At 71.4% G+C, this 17,042-nt stretch carries 15 protein-coding genes; 11 read left to right on the forward strand and 4 right to left on the reverse strand.

Annotated elements, in window-relative coordinates; translation table 11 throughout:
- Positions 1–73: 73 nt before the first annotated feature.
- On the reverse strand, positions 74–1,195 hold the full coding sequence (gene chvE, locus F9B98_RS05075; protein ID WP_150953728.1) for a multiple monosaccharide ABC transporter substrate-binding protein: 1,122 nt from the start codon (positions 1,193–1,195) through the stop codon (positions 74–76).
- Between the two features lie 216 nt (positions 1,196–1,411).
- Positions 1,412–1,981 (reverse strand): NTP transferase domain-containing protein, encoded by a 570-nt coding sequence (locus F9B98_RS05080; RefSeq protein WP_150953731.1) that lies wholly within the window; start codon positions 1,979–1,981, stop codon positions 1,412–1,414.
- A 51-nt stretch (positions 1,982–2,032) separates the two neighbouring features.
- On the opposite strand from F9B98_RS05080, the gene F9B98_RS05085 reads away from it, so the two are divergent.
- Genes F9B98_RS05085 through F9B98_RS05100 form a run of 4 tightly spaced genes read left to right on the forward strand, consistent with a single transcriptional unit; the run spans position 2,033 to position 5,863 of the window.
- Complete coding sequence (locus tag F9B98_RS05085) at positions 2,033–3,001, forward strand: XdhC family protein (protein ID WP_150953736.1); 969 nt, start codon at positions 2,033–2,035, stop codon at positions 2,999–3,001.
- Positions 2,998–4,296 (forward strand): amidohydrolase family protein, encoded by a 1,299-nt coding sequence (locus F9B98_RS05090; RefSeq protein ID WP_150953739.1) that lies wholly within the window; start codon positions 2,998–3,000, stop codon positions 4,294–4,296. Before F9B98_RS05085 ends, F9B98_RS05090 begins: the two co-directional genes overlap by 4 nt.
- A complete protein-coding gene (locus F9B98_RS05095; RefSeq protein WP_150953742.1) occupies positions 4,293–4,919 on the forward strand; it encodes a helix-turn-helix domain-containing protein in 627 nt (208 codons plus the stop codon). Before F9B98_RS05090 ends, F9B98_RS05095 begins: the two co-directional genes overlap by 4 nt.
- Positions 4,916–5,863, forward strand: a complete 948-nt coding sequence (locus F9B98_RS05100; RefSeq protein ID WP_150953746.1) for a PDR/VanB family oxidoreductase — start codon at positions 4,916–4,918, stop codon at positions 5,861–5,863. The genes F9B98_RS05095 and F9B98_RS05100 overlap by 4 nt, the downstream gene beginning before the upstream one ends.
- Here the strand turns inward: F9B98_RS05100 and F9B98_RS05105 are convergent.
- A complete protein-coding gene (locus F9B98_RS05105) occupies positions 5,847–7,103 on the reverse strand; it encodes an MFS transporter (RefSeq protein ID WP_150953749.1) in 1,257 nt (418 codons plus the stop codon). The genes F9B98_RS05100 and F9B98_RS05105 overlap by 17 nt on opposite strands.
- Positions 7,104–7,489: 386 nt before the next feature.
- Between F9B98_RS05105 and F9B98_RS05110 the strand changes: the two genes are divergently transcribed.
- The 7 genes from F9B98_RS05110 (at position 7,490) to F9B98_RS05140 (ending at position 15,428) form a co-directional block, all read left to right on the forward strand.
- Complete coding sequence (locus F9B98_RS05110; RefSeq protein WP_150953752.1) at positions 7,490–8,740, forward strand: amidohydrolase family protein; 1,251 nt, start codon at positions 7,490–7,492, stop codon at positions 8,738–8,740.
- 27 nt (positions 8,741–8,767) lie between these two features.
- Positions 8,768–9,544: an ABC transporter ATP-binding protein gene (locus tag F9B98_RS05115; RefSeq protein ID WP_225310227.1), complete on the forward strand. Its 777-nt coding sequence runs from the start codon at positions 8,768–8,770 to the stop codon at positions 9,542–9,544.
- A complete protein-coding gene (locus F9B98_RS05120; RefSeq protein WP_150953755.1) occupies positions 9,541–10,431 on the forward strand; it encodes an ABC transporter permease in 891 nt (296 codons plus the stop codon). The genes F9B98_RS05115 and F9B98_RS05120 overlap by 4 nt, the downstream gene beginning before the upstream one ends.
- A 119-nt stretch (positions 10,432–10,550) precedes the next feature.
- On the forward strand, positions 10,551–11,726 hold the full coding sequence (locus tag F9B98_RS05125; RefSeq protein ID WP_150953759.1) for an ABC transporter substrate-binding protein: 1,176 nt from the start codon (positions 10,551–10,553) through the stop codon (positions 11,724–11,726).
- Between the two features lie 237 nt (positions 11,727–11,963).
- A complete protein-coding gene (locus F9B98_RS05130; protein WP_150953762.1) occupies positions 11,964–13,295 on the forward strand; it encodes an FAD-binding oxidoreductase in 1,332 nt (443 codons plus the stop codon).
- Positions 13,292–14,071 carry a creatininase family protein gene (locus tag F9B98_RS05135; RefSeq protein ID WP_150953765.1) on the forward strand — a complete coding sequence of 260 codons (780 nt, stop codon included), beginning with the start codon at positions 13,292–13,294 and terminating at the stop codon, positions 14,069–14,071. Before F9B98_RS05130 ends, F9B98_RS05135 begins: the two co-directional genes overlap by 4 nt.
- A 136-nt stretch (positions 14,072–14,207) precedes the next feature.
- Positions 14,208–15,428, forward strand: coding sequence for an MFS transporter (locus tag F9B98_RS05140; RefSeq protein WP_191966675.1), 1,221 nt, complete (start codon positions 14,208–14,210; stop codon positions 15,426–15,428).
- Positions 15,429–15,597: 169 nt separating this feature from the next.
- On the opposite strand, the gene F9B98_RS05145 is transcribed toward F9B98_RS05140, so the two are convergent.
- A complete protein-coding gene (locus F9B98_RS05145; protein WP_150953771.1) occupies positions 15,598–16,974 on the reverse strand; it encodes an amidohydrolase family protein in 1,377 nt (458 codons plus the stop codon).
- Positions 16,975–17,042: the final 68 nt, after the last annotated feature.

Raw genomic sequence — 17,042 nt, forward strand, 5'->3', positions numbered from 1 at the left:
CGGCATCTCGGCTCCGCCGCCCAGGGCGGCACGGGAGCGGCGGGGCGGGCGAACCCGCCCCGCCGCCGGTGGATCAGAGTCCGACGTCGGACGCCTTCAGGAAGCCGGAGTCGATGAGCTTCGACTGCACGTCGTCCTTCGTGACGACCTCGGGGGTCAGCAGGTAGGACGGGACGACCTTCTTGCCGTTGTCGTAGGTCTTGGTGTCGTTGACCTCGACCTCCTTGCCGTCCTTGATCTCCTGGATCATCGTGAAGACGCGGTCACCGAGGGCACGGGTGTCCTTCCAGACCGTCATCGCCTGCGCGCCGTCGAGGATCGCCTTGACGTTGGCCTTGTCGGCGTCCTGACCGGTGATGATCGGGTAGTCGGCGCCGGGGGTGTAGCCGGCCGACTTCAGCGACGCCTCGATACCGATGGCGAGGCTGTCGTTGGGCGAGAGCACCACGTTGACCTTCTTGCCGTCGCCGTAGAACGACGAGAGGCGGTTGTCCATCTCGGACTGCGCCTTGTCGGAGGCCCAGCCCTGGATGCCGATCGACGCCCAGGCGTCGTCGCTCGCGGGCGACTTGCCGCTGGGAACGACCAGCTTTCCGCTGTCGACGTAGGGCTTGAGCACGTCCCACGCCCCGGCGAAGAAGAACTTCGCGTTGTTGTCGTCGGGGCTGCCGGCGAAGGGCTCGAGGTTGTAGGGGCCCTTGCCGTCCTTGAGGCCCAGCTGCGCCTCGATGTACTGGCCCTGCAGGGTGCCGACCTTGTAGTTGTCGAACGTGGCGTAGTAGTCGACGTTCTCGCTGCCGTTGATGAGGCGGTCGTACGCGATGACCTTGGCGTTCTGCGCCTTGGCCTCCTGCAGAACGGGGCCGAGGGTCGAGCCGTCGATCGCGGCGATGACGAGGATCTTCGCGCCACCTGAGATCTGGTTCTGGATCTGGCTGATCTGCTGGTCGGTCTTGTTGTCGGCGTACTGCAGGTCGACGGTGCACCCGGCATCCTGGAGCTTCTTCTGCAGCTGCTCGCCGTCGTTGATCCAGCGCTCGAGGCTGCGGGTGGGCATCGCGATGCCGACGTTGCACTCGGTCGATCCGCCGCCCGCGGCGTCCCCTCCGCCGTCCGCCGGACGGGTGGAGCTGCACGCCCCGAGACCCACGGCGAGTGCGGCGATGGCCGCACCGGTCAGGATTTTCTTCAGCATGTGATCTGCGTTCCTCTCTGAACAGCAGGGACCCTTCGATCCGTACCCGCGCCCTCCCCGGCGTCGGATCGGGTACGTCTTCGTTCCCGGCACTCTGGTCCGTCGAATTATGACGGCTCCGAAAAAATATCCATCGGAGGGGGTTTTGTCTATAGCCGCGTCAAAATTCATCCAGCCCGTGATCGGACCGTGATCCCGCGCCGCGAAGGCCCGCCGTCAGCGCTCGTCGCGATCGGCGCCCGACCACAGATCGCCGCACTCGACGAGCTGGGCCTCTTGCGCGATGAGGTACGGGCGCGCGCCGATGTCGCCCCGGATCGCGGCAGCCAACGGACCCCAATGGTCGCGCCCGAGAAGCACCGGGTGGCCGGGGGCCCCGTCGTACGTCGCCTGCACGAGGGCGTCCGCGCCGAAGCGGCGCACGACCCGCGCAACGGCCGCGGGCGGAACCTCGGGGGTGTCGACGGGCAGCACCACGACGGAAAGAGCGGGACCGGATGCCACGGCAGCCAGCCCCGCGCGCAACGACGCCGCGACACCCGAGGCCCAGTCCGCGGCTCGCACGATCGAGACACCGGCGGGGACGAGAACCGCCGCCGCGTCGGCCTCGGCGCCGAGCACGACCGTGACATCGTGGCATCCGCCCTCGCGCAGCGCCCGCGCGGCGAGCGCGACCCACGGGGTTCCGGCGGGAGTGCGGGCGAGGGCCTTGGGCCCACCGAAACGTCGCCCGGCGCCCGCGGCCAGCACGAGGCCCGACACGGTTCCGACGGGCGCTGCGGGCATGGTCACGACAGCGTAGCGTGCGCGAAACACGCCCCGATTACGGTCGCACCCATGCTCGAACTGGCCGCCGACCTGGTGCCGCTGCTCGACGCGGGCGTGCCCGTGGCGGCCGTCACGGTCACCGCGGTCGTGCGCAGCGCACCGCGAGGCGTAGGCGCGACGCTGGCCGTCACGAGAGACGCGCGGGTGATCGGATCGATCTCGGGCGGCTGCGTCGAAAGCGACGCGGTCATGCTCGGTCTCGACGCGCTGCGCACCGGGACCGTGCGCCGAGCGCGCTTCGGCTTCGGCGACGACGACGCCATCACCCCGATCGCGGCGGGACTCGCGTGCGGAGGGGCCGTCGACGTCGTCGCCTACCGGGTCGAAGACGCCCATCGCCCCGCTCTCGAGGCAGCCCGGAACGGCCGAGACGCGACGCTGAGCCTCGACCTCGGCGGTGACGAACCGCTCGTGATGCATCGCGCCGCTCCCCCGCACCTGATCATCCTCGGCGCGGGCGAGCACGCGGCGGCGCTGTGCCGACTGGGCGCGGCCGCAGGCTTCGCGGTGACCGTGTGCGACGACTGGGCGCTCCTGGTGACCCGCGAGCGCTTCCCCGACGCGACCGACCTCGTCGTCGCCGCGCCCCACGACTTCCTGGCGACGCTTCCCGCCCCCGACGCGCGCACGGCCGTGTGCGTCCTCACCCACGACGAGCGCCTCGACGTGCCGGCGATCCGCGCGGCCCTGCGCCTGCCCGTGGGTTTCGTCGGGGCCATGGGGGCCCGCGCCACCGTCTCGCGCCGAGCGGCACTGCTCCGTGCCGCCGGAGTGACGGATGCCGAGCTCTCGCGCCTGCATTCCCCTCTCGGCCTCGACCTCGGCGGACGCTCCCCGGAAGAGACGGCCCTGTCGGTGATCGCCGAGATCGTGGCATCCCGAAACGGCGCCGACGCCCGACCGTTGCGCGAGGCCGCCGGTCCCCACCTGCACGCGATGGCGGGCGGCGCCGGCTTCTGCGCGGTGAGGAGCGCGTGAGCGTCGTCGTCGTCCGCGGGGCCGTCGCCGTCGTCGAGGACTCCGGGCGCGTGCGGTCGGGCGACGTCACGATCGTCGACGGGATTGTGACACCGACGGCTGATACGACGGATGCCGAGATCATCGACGCCACCGGCTGCGTCGTCACGCCCGGACTGGTCAACGCCCACCACCACCTGCTGCAGACGGCGTTCCGCACGCTTCCGGGCACGCGCGGCATCCCGATGCGCGACTGGCTACCGGCGATGGCCGCGGCCTACGCCGAGGCGGGGGTCGACCCCGAGCTGACCGGCCTCGCCGCCCGCGCGGGTCTGGCCGAGGCGCTGCTGTGCGGGGTGACGACCGTCGCCGACCACCACCTGACCTGGCCGGTCGGGGCCGACACGGTCGGGATGGCCCGGGCCGCCGCCTCCGCGGCAGGCGACCTCGGTGCCCGCCTGGTGTTCGTGCGCGGGGCGGCGCGCGACGACCCGCAGACCGCGGCCTCCTCGGCGGAGGCCATCGTCGGTGCCCTCGTGCCGAGCGCGCCGGGAGGCGTCTCGCCCGACGGGATGCTGCAGATCGCCGTGGGCCCTGCCGGGGTGCACAGCGACTCGCGGGAGACGTTCGAGCTGCTCGGCGAGGTCGCTCGTCGCCACGGGCTGCGCCGCCGCACGCAGGCCAACGAGGTCGTCGACGTCGAGATCGCCCTCGACCGCTATGGAAGACGCCCCCTCGACCTGCTCGAGGAGTGGGGCTGGCTCGCCCCCGACGTCACCCTCGCCCACCTGTGCGACGTGTCCGATGACGAGATCGCCCGGGTCGCGGCATCCGGGGTCTCCGCCACCCACGCCCCCGGATGCGACGTGCCCATGGGCTGGGGCGTGGCGCCGGTGCGCCGATTGCTCGACGCCGGGGTCGCCGTCGGCCTCGGGACGAGCGGCGGGGGCAGCAACGACGCGGGCCACCTGCTCGCGGACGCGCGCCTGGCCCTGCAGGTGTCGGCTCTGGTCGGGCCTCAGCTGCCGGCATCCGAGGTGCTGGGCATGGCGACCGCCGGATCGGCCGATGGACTGGGGCGGCCCGAGCTCGGCCGGCTCACCCCCGGATCGGCCGGGGACCTGTGCCTCTGGGACGTCTCGGGCGTCGCCGACGCCGGCGTGGCGGACCCGATGGCGGGACTGCTCTGGGCCTCGCCCGGGCGGCGGCCCCGGACCGTCGTGGTCGCCGGACGCGTCGTCGTCGACGAGGGGCGACTGGTGCGTGCCGACGAGCGCGAGGTCGTCGCCCGACTCCTCGAGAGGGTGAAACGATGACCACCATGGCTCCCGTGATGGATACCCCCAGCAGCGACGAACGCCTCGGCGCTCACCTGCGCGGCCTGCGCAAAGCGCGCGGGTTGACCCTCACCCAGCTCGCCGAGGCCGCGACCCTGTCGCATCCGTTCCTCAGCCAGCTGGAGCGCGGGCTCGCCCGGCCGAGCATGGCGAGCCTCGAGCGCCTCGCACGGGCGCTGGGGACGAGCCGCGTCGAGCTGCTCGCCGGATCGGAGCCGCCGCGCGCCGACCACGACGCCGAACCGTCGTTCGTCGCCGCCGACGAGGGGGTCATCGGGCCGTACGCCGAGGGCACCGCCCGACTGCTCGCCGAGGGGCCGCGGCGGTTCGAGCCGCTCGAATTCACCGGGTCGAACGCCGAGCCCGGCGACCACTACGTGCACGACGAAGACGAGTTCCTCACCGTTCTCGAGGGGTCGATCGTCATCTCGTTCGGCGGCTTCGGCGAGCGCACCCTGCGCGTCGGCGACTCGGTGTACTGCCGGTCGGGCACGCCGCACCGGTGGCACTCACCCGACGGCTCGACCTACCGGTTGCTCATCGTGAAAGAGCTCGTACACGGCGGCGCCGCCGACGACGCGATCGAACAGGAGGACACGTGAGCGCAGGAGTCACGTTCGAAGCCGTCGTACGCGAGCGGCGCGAGGCCGCGGACGGCGTCGTGGTGCTCGACCTCGAGCGCACCACGGGGACGCTGCCCCACTGGTCTCCGGGAGCGCACATCGACGTCGTGCTGCCCGGCGGGATCGAACGGCAGTACTCGCTGTGCGGCTCGCCGAGCGAACGCGGCACGTGGCGCATCGGCGTCCTGCGCGAGCGCGAGGGATCGGTCTGGCTGCACGAGAACGCCCGCGTCGGGACGGCCCTGCGCGTACGCGGCCCCGCCAACCACTTCCTCTTCGCGCCCACCGCGGGCCGGTCGTACGTCTTCGTCGCGGGCGGAATCGGCATCACCCCGATCGTGCCGATGATCGAGGCGGCCGCGGCGGCCGGGTCCGAGTGGACCCTGCTCTACGTCGGGCGCTCGCGCACGACGATGGCCTTCGTCAGCGAGCTCGAGGAGCAGTACGGCTCTCGCGTCGAGGTGTTCGCGGCCGACGAGGGCCGGCGACTCGACCTGTCCGCCCGCCTCGGCACCCCCGTGGCGCGTACGGTCGTGTACGCGTGCGGCCCCGCCCGCCTTCTCGAGGCCCTGGATGCCACGATGTCGGTCTGGCCGCGCGGAAGCCTTCACGTCGAGCGGTTCGAAGCCAAGGTGCTCGGCCCGCCGGTGTGGACCGAGCCGTTCGAGGTCGACCTGATGATGTCGGGGCTGACGGTCACGGTTCCGCCCGAGCGATCGGTGCTCGACGTCATCGAGGAGCAGGGGATCGTCGTCCCCTCGAGCTGCCGCGTGGGTACGTGCGGCACGTGCGAGGTCTCCGTGATCGACGGCGACATCGAGCACCGCGATTCGGTGCTCTCCCCCGAGGAGCAGGATGCCAACCGCTCGATGATGCCGTGCGTCTCGCGCGCGGCGTGTGCGCGGATCACGCTGGAGCTGTAGCCGCTCCGACGTCAGCGCGTCCCGCGGAAGCCGCGACCGGGGGAGCCCAGACGGCAGCGGCCACGAGCGGAGCAGCGAGCAGCACCCACGCCGCGAAGGGGGCGGCGGCCCAGCCGAGCAGGGTGCCGACGACGACGTTCCCGACGAGCACGGCGATCCCCCCGCACGTCGAGAGCAGACCGAAGAACGACCCGGTGGGACGCGCCCCGGCGAATCGCGGGACGAGCCCCTGCGCGGTGGGGTTGGTCGTGAGGTGCCCGACGATGACCAGACCCGCGGCGGCGAACACGCCGACGACATGTCCGGTGCGGTCGAGGGGAAGGACGGCGCTCGCGGCGACGACGGCGAAGCCCGCAGCCGAGAGCGCATAGCCGGCGCGCAGGGCTCGAGCCGGGCCCACGCGGTGGCACCAGCGCGACACCGGCAGCTGCAGGACGAGCGTGAGGGCCGAGGCCCACGCGAACATCGCCGCGACCACCGCGGGCCCGGCGTCGAGGCGCGCAAGCTGGAGCGGCAGGGCCAGGTAGAGCTGGTTGAACGCCAGCAGGTCGGCCGCGTGCAGCCCCGAGAACGCGACGAAGCGACGGTCGCGGAGCGACCACCAGCGCCCGTGGATCCCCCGCTCGGTCGCGGAGGGCGTCCGACGCGGCAGGGCGATCGCGAGGAACACCGCAATCAGCACGAAGAGGGCGGCCCCGGCCAGGGCCACCACCACGAAACCCCATCCCAGCAGAGCCGCGCCCAGCAGCGGGCCGAGCACCGCACCGAACTCGCCCGCGACGCTCAGCCACGCGAACAGCGAGGCGCGGGATCTCGCACCCGCCGGGGCGCGGCGCTGCTCGGCATCCGCCACGAGGATGTTGACCCCCGGGGAGAAGAGGGCGCCGCCGAGGCCCGTCAGCACGGTTCCCGCGATGAAGAGGGCGATCTGCGGAGAAGGGGTGAGCAGCGACAGGGCGAGGGTGCCGAAGCCCAGCACGCGCACGGCGCACCCGGTGAGGATCGTCCGTCGCGCGCCGAAGCGGTCGGCGAGCACCCCGCCGACGAGGAACATGCCCTGCTGGGCGAAGGTGCGCACTCCCAGGATCAGCCCCACCGCCGCGGACGCCAGCCCGAAGTCGTCCGTCAGCACGAGCGCGAGGAACGGGACGACGGCGAAGAAGCCGACGTTGAACATCAGCTGCGTCCCCAGCAGCACCGGCGTGCGGGCAGCGCGGGGCGGGGCGGGGGTGACGTGCACGGCGATCTTCCGGGGGTGGGGGCGTTCGGCGCCCGAACGATCCTGTCATCCCCGCGGGTGGGCTCGCGACGCGGCGACGGCGACGGCGACGGCGACGGCGACGAGAACAGGAGAGGCGACGAGGACAGGCCGATCGAGCGGAATTCGGCCTGTCCTCGTGGCATCCCCTGTTCTCGTTGCACCCGACACGACGGATGCCGCCGCCTGTCCGACAACTTTGTCGAGAGGGTCACGCGGGGGAAATACAGCGGAAACGCGTGGTTCCTAGCATCGGAACATCGCCGGATGTTGGTCACACCAACACTGACGCAGCCGCCTCGAGCGGCTCGCCCCGCTGCTGTGGCTCCCGTCTCGACGCCTGTCTTCTCGACCCTCCGGAGGCCCTCGTGTCTGCCGCTCCACCCGTCTCCATCGCCGCTCTGCGCGGTGTGCGCCTCGCCTCCGGCGCGGTCGTCGACATCGCGATCGACGGCGACGAGGTGCTCGCGGTGGTGCCGACCGGCAGCCCCCTCCCCGACACCGATGGCGAGGTCCTCGACCTCGACGGCTACCTGGTCACCGCCGCCGGTGCCGAGCCGCACGCGCACCTCGACAAGTCCCAGTCGTGGGATGCCATCGATCCCCCGTTCGGCGACCTCGAGCGCGCGATCGAGAGCTGGCACGCGTTCGCGACGACCCTCGACGAGGACGACACGCTGCGGCGCGCGCGCTCCACGGCGCTGCGGATGCTGGCATCCGGGATCACTTCCGTCCGGACTCACGTCGACCTCCTCCGCGGCGAGGACGCACTGACCGGAGTGCGCGCGCTCGTCCGCCTGCGCGCGGAGCTCGAAGGCCTCATGGACCTCGAGCTCGTGGCGCTCGGCGGGCCGACGATCCCGGATGCCGTCTTCGAGGCGGCCCTGGTCGCGGGAGTCGACCTGGTGGGAGGCGCACCCCACCTCGCGGACGACCCGATCGCCGACCTCGAGCGGCTCGTCGCCCTCGCCCGGCGCCGCGACGTGGGTCTCGACCTGCACACGGACGAGAGCCTCGCGGGAGCCGACACCCTCTCGGCCTACGCCCGCGCCGTCACCGGCTGGCACCGTCCGCGCACCGCCGGGCACTGCGTGCGCCTGAGCATGATGCCGACGACCGACCTCCTCGCTCTCGCCGACGAGGTGCGCGCGGCCGACATCGGCGTGATCGCCCTGCCCATCACCAACCTGTACCTGCAGGGGTGGGAGGCCGACCACGGCGTGCCGCGCGGGATCGCGCCGATCGGGCGCCTCCGGGCCGCGGGCGTGCGCGTCGCCGCCGGAGCCGACAACGTGCGCGACCCCTTCAACCCCGTGGGCCGCTGCGACCACCTCGAGACCGCATCGCTCCTCGTCAGCGCGGGCCACCTCGCCCCCGCGGACGCCGTGGACGCCGTCACCGTCGGCGCCCGCGACGTGATGGGCCTGCCGTTCGCGGGCCCGGTCGCCGGAGCCCGTGCCGACCTCGTCGCGGTGAGAGCCGACTCGCTCGGCGACGCCGTGGCCTTTGCCAGCGCCGACCGCGTGGTCCTGCACCGCGGCCGGCTCGTCAGCCGAACCACCGTCACCACCCTCACCGCCGTCCCCACCCCGACCGCCGCGCCCGCGACGGCCTCCTGACCACCCGAACGGAAAGCGAGCGCCCCCGTGACCTTGGCCTCTCCCGCTCCCGCAGACGTCGCGGCATCCACCGCCCCTCTGCTGGACTTCCGGAACGTCGCCATGACGTTCCCCAACGGCACCACCGCCCTCTCCGGCGTCGACCTCACCGTCGAACGCGGCGAATTCGTCAGCGTCGTCGGCCCCTCGGGCTGCGGCAAATCGACCCTTCTGCGTATCGCCTCGGGTCTCGAGACCGCGAGCGAAGGCACCGCCCACGTCGGGACCGACCGCATCGGCTACGTCTTCCAGGACGCCACCCTGCTGCCCTGGCGCGATGTGCGCTCCAACGTCGAACTGCTCGCCGAGCTCAACTGGCAGCCCAAGCGCGTGCGCGGGCCCAAGGCGCAGTGGGCGATCGACCTGGTCGGCCTGAACGGCTTCGAGAAGCACCTGCCCAAGCAGATGTCGGGCGGCATGAAGATGCGCACCTCGCTCGCCCGCTCGCTCACGCTCGACCCCGAACTGTTCCTGTTCGACGAGCCGTTCGGCGCTCTCGACGAGATCACCCGCGAACGCCTGAACGACGAGCTGCTGAAGATCTTCGTCGCCCAGAAGTTCGGCGGCCTGTTCATCACCCACTCGGTCTCCGAGGCCGTCTACCTCTCCACCAAGGTCGTCGTGATGTCGGGTCGCCCCGGCCACCTCGTCGACACCTTCGAGGTCCCCTTCGACATGCCCCGCGACCCCGAGATCCGCTACACCGGCGAATTCGCGAAGCTCGTCGGCGAGGTCTCCCACGCCCTCCGGGAAGGACACTCATGAGCACCACCTCCGCAGAGCCCGTCGTCTCCGAGACGGTCGAGCCCACGGCATCCGTTCCCCCCGTCGAGACACCCCGCGCGCGAACGACCAAGACCCGACGCGGCTTCGGTTCGCGGGCCGCCCTCATCGGCCCGCCCCTCGGCGTCCTGGTCGTGCTGCTGGGCATCTGGTACGCGATCTCGATCACGCTGAGCGCGTCGGGCAAGGGCTTCCTCATGCCCATGCCGCACGAGATGTTCACCTCGGGCTTCTTCAACCCGCAGGTGGGCGCCGACATCTGGGTCGCGCTATTCCGCACCACGGGCGTCGCCCTCACGGGCCTTGCGATCGCGATGGTCATCGGAATCGGCTGGGCCATCGCCATGTCGCTCGCCCGGTGGGTCGAGCGCTCCACCTACGCCTACGCGGTGGTGCTGCAGTGCATCCCGATCCTCGCGCTCGTGCCCCTGGTGGGCTTCTGGTTCGGCTACGAGTTCCTCGCCCGCGTGATCGTCTGCGTGCTGATCTCGCTGTTCCCGATGGTGTCGAACACGCTGTTCGGTCTGCAGTCGGTCGACAAGTCGCAGCGCGAGCTCTTCCGCCTGCAGAAGGCCGACAAGTGGACGGTGCTGACCAAGCTCACCCTGCCCGCCGCCCTCCCCTCGATCTTCGTCGGCATGCGCACCTCGGCCGGGCTCTCGGTCATCGGCGCGATCGTCGGCGACTACTTCTTCCGCCGCGGTGAGCCGGGCATTGGCTCGCTCATCGCCAACTACCAGTCGCGACTGCAGAGCGCCGAGCTGTTCGCGGCGATCCTCGCGGCCTGCCTGCTGGGCGTGGCGATCTTCGCCTTCTTCGGCTGGCTGTCGAAGGTGGCCGTGGGCCGCTGGTACGACAGCACCCTCTGACCAGACCTCCCCGACCTCCGGATGCCACGGCTTCCCCGGCGCGAACGCGCGGGGGCGGCATCCGGCGTACCCGAAAACCCGCACCCGAGAGCTCCACCCGTCACAGAAAGCGAACCAGCATGCAGCGCTCCACCCTTCTTCGCGGCACCGCCGTCACCGGCGCCGTCGCGATCGCCCTCACGCTCAGCTCCTGCGCCGGCAGCGCCGCGGAGACCGCCCCCTCGGCCGACCTGAAGATCGGCTCCGTCGATCTCTCGGCCGACTGCCCCTCGACGGTCGTCATCCAGACGGACTGGAACCCCGAGGCCGAGCACGGTCACCTCTACGAGATGATCAAGGACGACTACACCATCGACGCCAACACCAAGGCGGTCACCGGCCCGCTCATGTCGGACGGCGAGTACACCGGCGTCAACCTCGAGATCCGCGCCGGCGGACCCGCGATCGGCTTCCAGACGGTGTCGGCCCAGATGTACCAGGACGACGCGATCACCCTCGGGTACGTCAGCACCGACGAGGCGATCCAGCTCTCGAGCACCACCCCCACCAAGGCCGTCTTCGCCCCGCTCGACATCAGCCCGACGATGGTCATGTGGGACCCGGCGACCTACCCCGACGTCAAGACCATCCAGGACGTCAAGCCCGCGCTCGAGAAGAACAAGGGCGTGTGGCGCTACTTCGACGGATCGGCCTACATCGAGTACCTCAAGAGCGCCGGCCTCGCCTCGTCGGACGTGCTCGACGGGTCGTACGACGGCACCCCGTCGAACTTCGTCGCCGCGGGCGGCAAGGACATGCAGCAGGGCTTCGCGTCGGCCGAGCCGTACGTGTACCAGAACGAGGTCTCGGCCTGGGGCAAGCCCGTCAAGTTCGCGCTGATCCACGACGCCGGCTGGCAGACCTACCAGTCGTCGGTGTCGGTCAAGGCCGACAAGTTCGACGAGCTGACCCCGTGCCTGTCGAAGCTGGTCCCCGTGCTGCAGAAGGCCGGTGTCGCGTACTACAAGGACCCGTCCGCCGCGAACGACCTCATCCTCAAGCTCGTCGACGAGTACGCCACCGGTTGGACCTACACGCAGGGCGTGGCCGACTACTCTGTGAAGACGCAGAAGGAGCTGGGCCTGGTCGGCAACGGCACCGACTCCACCTACGGCAACTTCGACGACGGCCGCTTCGAGGACTTCTTCACCAAGGCGAGCAAGGTCTACACCGACCTCGGCACCCCGCCGGCATCCGGCTACACCGTCGGCGACCTCTACACGAACGAGTTCATCGACAAGAGCATCTCGTTCTGATCCTCCGGCCCGGTCCGCCTCGTGCGGGCCGGGCCGCTGGTCGGCGGTCGCCGTGAGCGGCCTCCCCGACCCGAGGTCCCTGAGCCCGTCGAGGGGCGCGCCCGTCGAGGGGATCGCGACCCCACATCACGCCCGGTGGCTTCGACAGCCTCACCCACCCCCGACCCGGGTCCCAGAGACCCACCGACCGCGCCGCGCCGCCGGCATCCGCCCCACCGTTCCACCCGGAGACACCCCATGAGCGACACCGCCACCCGCGTCCTCTCCCTCGAGGACGAACTGCTCGACCTGCTCGGCCCCGCGGCCGTGAGCACCGAACCCCGCGTCCGCGAACGCGCCAGCGTCGACGGCTCGCCGATGTCGCCGATCATCGCCGCGAAGCTTCCGCTCGGTCTCGCCGACCTCGTCGTCTTCGCCGCCGACGCCGAGCAGATCGCCACGGCCGTCGCCGCGGCATCCCGTCACGGTGTCCCCATCACCGTGCGCGGCAAGGGCACCGGCAACTACGGCCAGGGCATCCCGATGCAGGGCGGCCTGGTCATCGACACCACACGCGCCAAGGCCATCGTCGAGGTCGGCGACGGCTTCATCACCGCCGAGGCCGGCACCCCGATGGTGCTTCTCGAACAGGCCGCGTGGGCGAGCGGTCAGGCGCTGTGGATGTACCCCTCCACCGCCCAGTCGACGATCGGCGGGTTCCTGTCCGGCGGCTCCGGCGGCACCGGATCGATCGAGCACGGCTCGAACGACCGCGGCTTCGTCGCCGCCCTCGACGTCGTGCACGCCGACGGCAGCGCCGAGATCCACCACGTCGAGGGCGACGAGGCCCAGAAATACGTGCACAACTACGGCACCGCGGGCGTGATCGTGCGCGCGACCGTCCGCCTCGAACCCCTGCGCGAGTGGCGGGGGTTGTGGGCGAGCTTCCCCGACTTCGCCGGCACCCTCTCGGTCGTGCAGACGATCGGCAACCTCGACCCCTCGCCGCGGCTGGTGTCGGGCGACGGGCCCGAGATCTCGGCATCCCTCCCCTCCGACGAGGCGATCCCCGAGGGGCGTTCGAGCCTTCGGGTGATTCTGGATGCCGCGCAGATCGACGCCGTGACCGCGATCATCGAGGGCGCCGGGGGCCGTGTCGAGGCCGTGCGCGAGGGCCCGCAGGCGAGCATCCGCCTGTCGATGCTCAGCTACAACCACCCGATCGAGTGGTACCAGAAGAGCCAGCCGCACGAGGTGTTCCACCTCGAGGTCGCGGGCGCCCCGCTCGCCGACGACATCGAGGCCGTCGAGTCGGTGTTCGCCGGTGGCAAGCTGCACGTCGAGTCGACGAAGGCCTTCCCGATCGGCATGCTGGCGGCCCCCTACGTGAGCGAGGAGGACGTCTACCGCGGCATCGCCGAGCTCAACGCGATCGGTGTCGGCGTGCACAACCCGCACCAGTGGAACGTCGACTTCAACGTCGAGCAGACCGCCGAGACTGCCGCCGTCACCGACCCGAACGGCCTGCTGAACCCCGGCAAGCTCAACCCCGACTACACCGGAGCGCGCAAGGGAGCGATCATCTCATGACCCGTCTGCTGGCCGAGCTGAGCGGGCCCGCGGCCGCCGAGGCCCTCACCTCCCGGTCGATCGTGGTCCTCCCCACGGGGGCGATCGAGCACCACGGACCACACCTGCCCCTGGCGACGGATGCCATCGTGGCCGAGGCCTCCGCAACCGCCGCGGTCGCGCGGGCCGCCGCACAGGGCCTCGACGTCTGGCAGCTGCCAACGCTGTCGATCACGAAGTCCGACGAACACTCGTGGGCGCCCGGAACGCTGTGGCTGACGCCCGAGACGATGATGCAGACCATCGTCGACATCGGCCGGTCGCTGCTGACCACCCGGGCCCGCACCCTGGTGTTCCTCAACGGCCACGGGGGCAACGTCGCGCTGCTCAACGTCGCGAACCGCGAGCTGCGCCGCCGCTTCGGCCTGCGCACCTTCTTCATGCCCGCGGCGCGGGTGCCCTCGTTCACCGGCACCGACGGCGGGCCCGACGAGCACGGCACCGGCATTCACGCCGGCCACGGCGAGACGAGCATGATCATGCACCTGCGCCCCGAGCTCGTCGACGCCTCGAAATTCGAGGCCACGGTGCCCGCGCACATCGGCGACTTCCGGCACATCGGGTTCAACGGCAAGCCGGTGACCTTCGGGTGGCTGTCGAACGACTTCGGCCCCACGGGCGTGCTCGGCGACCCGACCGGCGCGAACGCCGCGCACGGTGCGGAGCTGTTCGAGGACAGCGTGTCGTTCGTCGTCGAGGCGCTCGAGGAGATCAGCCGATTCGACTACACCGCGTGAGTCGCTCGGATCGGGCGCAACTCCTGCACATGCGATCGTTCCGTGAGGCAATCGGCCCGGTCGGTCCGTCGTGCAGGAGTTGTGCCGCACCCGGGTCGGATTCGATTCCGGATGCCGTGGTCTCGGCGGTGCGCGCGTGAGCGTCACCGCCGAGACCGGCCAGGGCGTCCGGGCCTACGGCCAGGTGCTGCGTCTGCCCGGAGCCCGCAGCTTCGTGGCCGCGGGCATCCTCGCGCGCTTCCCCCGTGCGACGCTGTCGCTGGGCATCATCCTGCTCGTCTCGGCCGTCACCGGCAGCTTCGCCTCGGCCGGGCTCGTCGTCGCACCCCTCGTCGGGGGTATGGCCCTCGCCGCGCCGGTGTGGTCGTCGCGCATGGACCGCCACGGCCAGGCCCGCGTGATCCTCGCGTCTCTCGGATGCCTGGTGCTCGCGGCATCCGGGTTCCTCGCCCTCGTCCTCACGGGGACACCGTTCTGGACCTGGCTCGTGGCCGCGTTCGTCACGGGGGCCGCGACGCCCGATCTCACCTCGGCCGTTCGCGCGCGGTGGACGGTGCTCGCCCCGCCGTCGCAGCGGACCGCCGCCCTGGCCCTCGAGACGATCGCCGACCAGATGGTGTTCATCTCGGGCCCGCCCGCCATCACCGCGGTGGCCGCCGCGATCGACCCCGCCGTGGGGATGCTCGGCTCGCTCGGTCTCGGCGTGATCGGCGGGGTGTGGCTCGCGACGCAGCGGGGCACGCAACCCGCGCCCACGCCGCCCGGTCCCCGGCGCGGGCTGGTGCTTCCGCCCGCGGGGGTGATCCCGATCGCGATCGCCTGCATCGCGCTCGGGGGCGTCTTCGGATCGTTCGACGTCAGCCTGGTCGGGTGGGCCGAGCTCAGCGAGCGGCCGTGGCTCGCGGGCCCGGCCTTCAGCGCGCTGGCCGTGGCCATCGCGATCGGATCGGTCATCACGGGCGCGCGCACGTGGAGGCTGTCGCCCGCCGCACGCTACATCCTGTTCGCGGCGCTCGCGTGCGCCGTCGCCCTCGCCCTGCCGTTCGCGCAGGGGTCGGCGCCGGTGCTGTTCGCCGTGATCCTGCTGCTCGGGCTCGCGGTGTCGCCGGTGATGGTGTCAGGGATCCTCGTGGCATCCGCCCGCGCGCCCGAGGGCCGCGTGACCGAAACTCTCGCCTACCCCACCGCAGCCATGTCGCTCGGCGTTCCGATCGGCGGCGTGATCGCCGGAGCGGCTCTGGATGCCACGGGCCCGGCCGCCGCGCTGACCACGATCGCGGTGTCGCTGGCGCTCGCCGCGGTGATCGCGGCGGCGGGTGAGGCACTGCTGCGGGTCGCCCGCCGCGCCGAGGGCTGAACCGCGAGGGAAGGGGCCGTCAGCGGCGGGAAGCGGCGGGCGTGCACAACGGCGGATGCCGGCAACGACACGCTGACTCGGCACGGTCGGGGCGCGGCGTGTCGGGCATCGCGTCCGCGGTTGTGCACGGGCCGCAACCGCCCGGGCGGCGGCGTCGAGGGGAAGCTGGTCAGAGGATGACGCCGAACTCCTCGGCCAGGGCCGGCAGCTGCGCGTGGAGCACCCGCGAAGCCTCGACCGCGAGCGGGTTGGTGGAGACGCCGCGGTCGTTGACGAGCTTTCCGCCGACGTAGACCTGCTGCAGGTTGCGCAGGCCGCAGGCGAGCACGTAGCTGCGGACGGGGTTCCACAGCGGTCCGACGTCGGGCAGCCGCGGGTCGACCACCACGAAGTCGGCGAACTTTCCCACCTCGAGGCTGCCGACGCGGTCGTCGACACCCATGATCTCGGCTCCGCCGAGGGTGTGCAGGCGCAGCACGCGCTCGGGCATCATCGACAGCGGGTCGTGGGTGCGGGCGCGCTGCATGAACATGCCCATGCGCATGTTCTGCCACGGGTCGGCGACGTCGGTGCAGGCCTGGTCGTCGAGGCCCATGCCGACCTTCATGCCCTGCTCGAGCATCTCGGGCACGTGGGCGATACCCGACGCGAGACGCCCGTTCGACGCGGGCTGCCACGACATGGATGCGCCGCCGGCAGCGGCATCCGCGATGATCTCGGGCGTCGTCTGGATGAAGTGCCCGAACATCATGCCCGGGCGCAGCGCGCCGGCGTTCTTGTACAGCTGGAACTTGGTCTGCTGGTGCTCGATCGCCTCGTAGGTCTCGAGGAAGTGCGCCTGGTTGGTCACGCCGAAGCGGTCCATGACGGCGACCTCGATCTCGGCGGCGTCGGGCCGCGTCGACCACTGCACCTGGCCCATGATCGAGGCACCGAGGGCGATGTCGGGATCCATCGCGAGCACGTGGTCGAGCGACGCCTCGAAGCGCGCGAAGATCTCGTCGTCGGTGCCGACGGTGGCATCGAGGGCGATCGAGTCGACGAAGCGGAGCCCCGCGTCGTGGCATCCGTCGGCCTGTCGGGTGTGCCAGGCATGATCGCGCAGGATGCCGCCCCCGTCGGCGCGCTTGCCCTCGACCATCGGCTCCCAGGGCAGGAGCGGGTCGGTGAAGTTGTAGGCCGTCGTCACACCGTTGGCGAGGAAGTCGAGCGAGCCGTGCAGCGTCGCCCAGTAGATCTGGTCGGGCGAGGCGTTGTTGAGCACGCTGAACATCGAGGTGCACCAGCCGTAGAGCGTCTGGTCGACGCCGAGTCCGCGCGAGCCGCTCGTGAAGAGATGGCTGTGGCTCGAGACGAACCCGGGAGCTACGAACTTGCCGTCGACGTCGAGGATCTCGTCGGCCGTCGTGCCCGGCGCGGGGTCGCCGGCGCCGATCGCGGTGATGCGCCCGCCCTCGACGAGCATGTAGCCGCGCTCGATGTAGCCGGGGTCGTCGGTGCCCGCGGGGACCGTGATGAGACGTGCGTTCGTGACCAGGAGCGACATGTTGATGACGGTAATAATGGCGTGTTTCCGCGGTGTTCCGGGCCGGTGGCGGGTTGTTTGCGGGGTTG

The organism is Microbacterium testaceum StLB037, from assembly GCF_008763945.1.
GTDB lineage: Bacteria > Actinomycetota > Actinomycetes > Actinomycetales > Microbacteriaceae > Microbacterium > Microbacterium testaceum_G.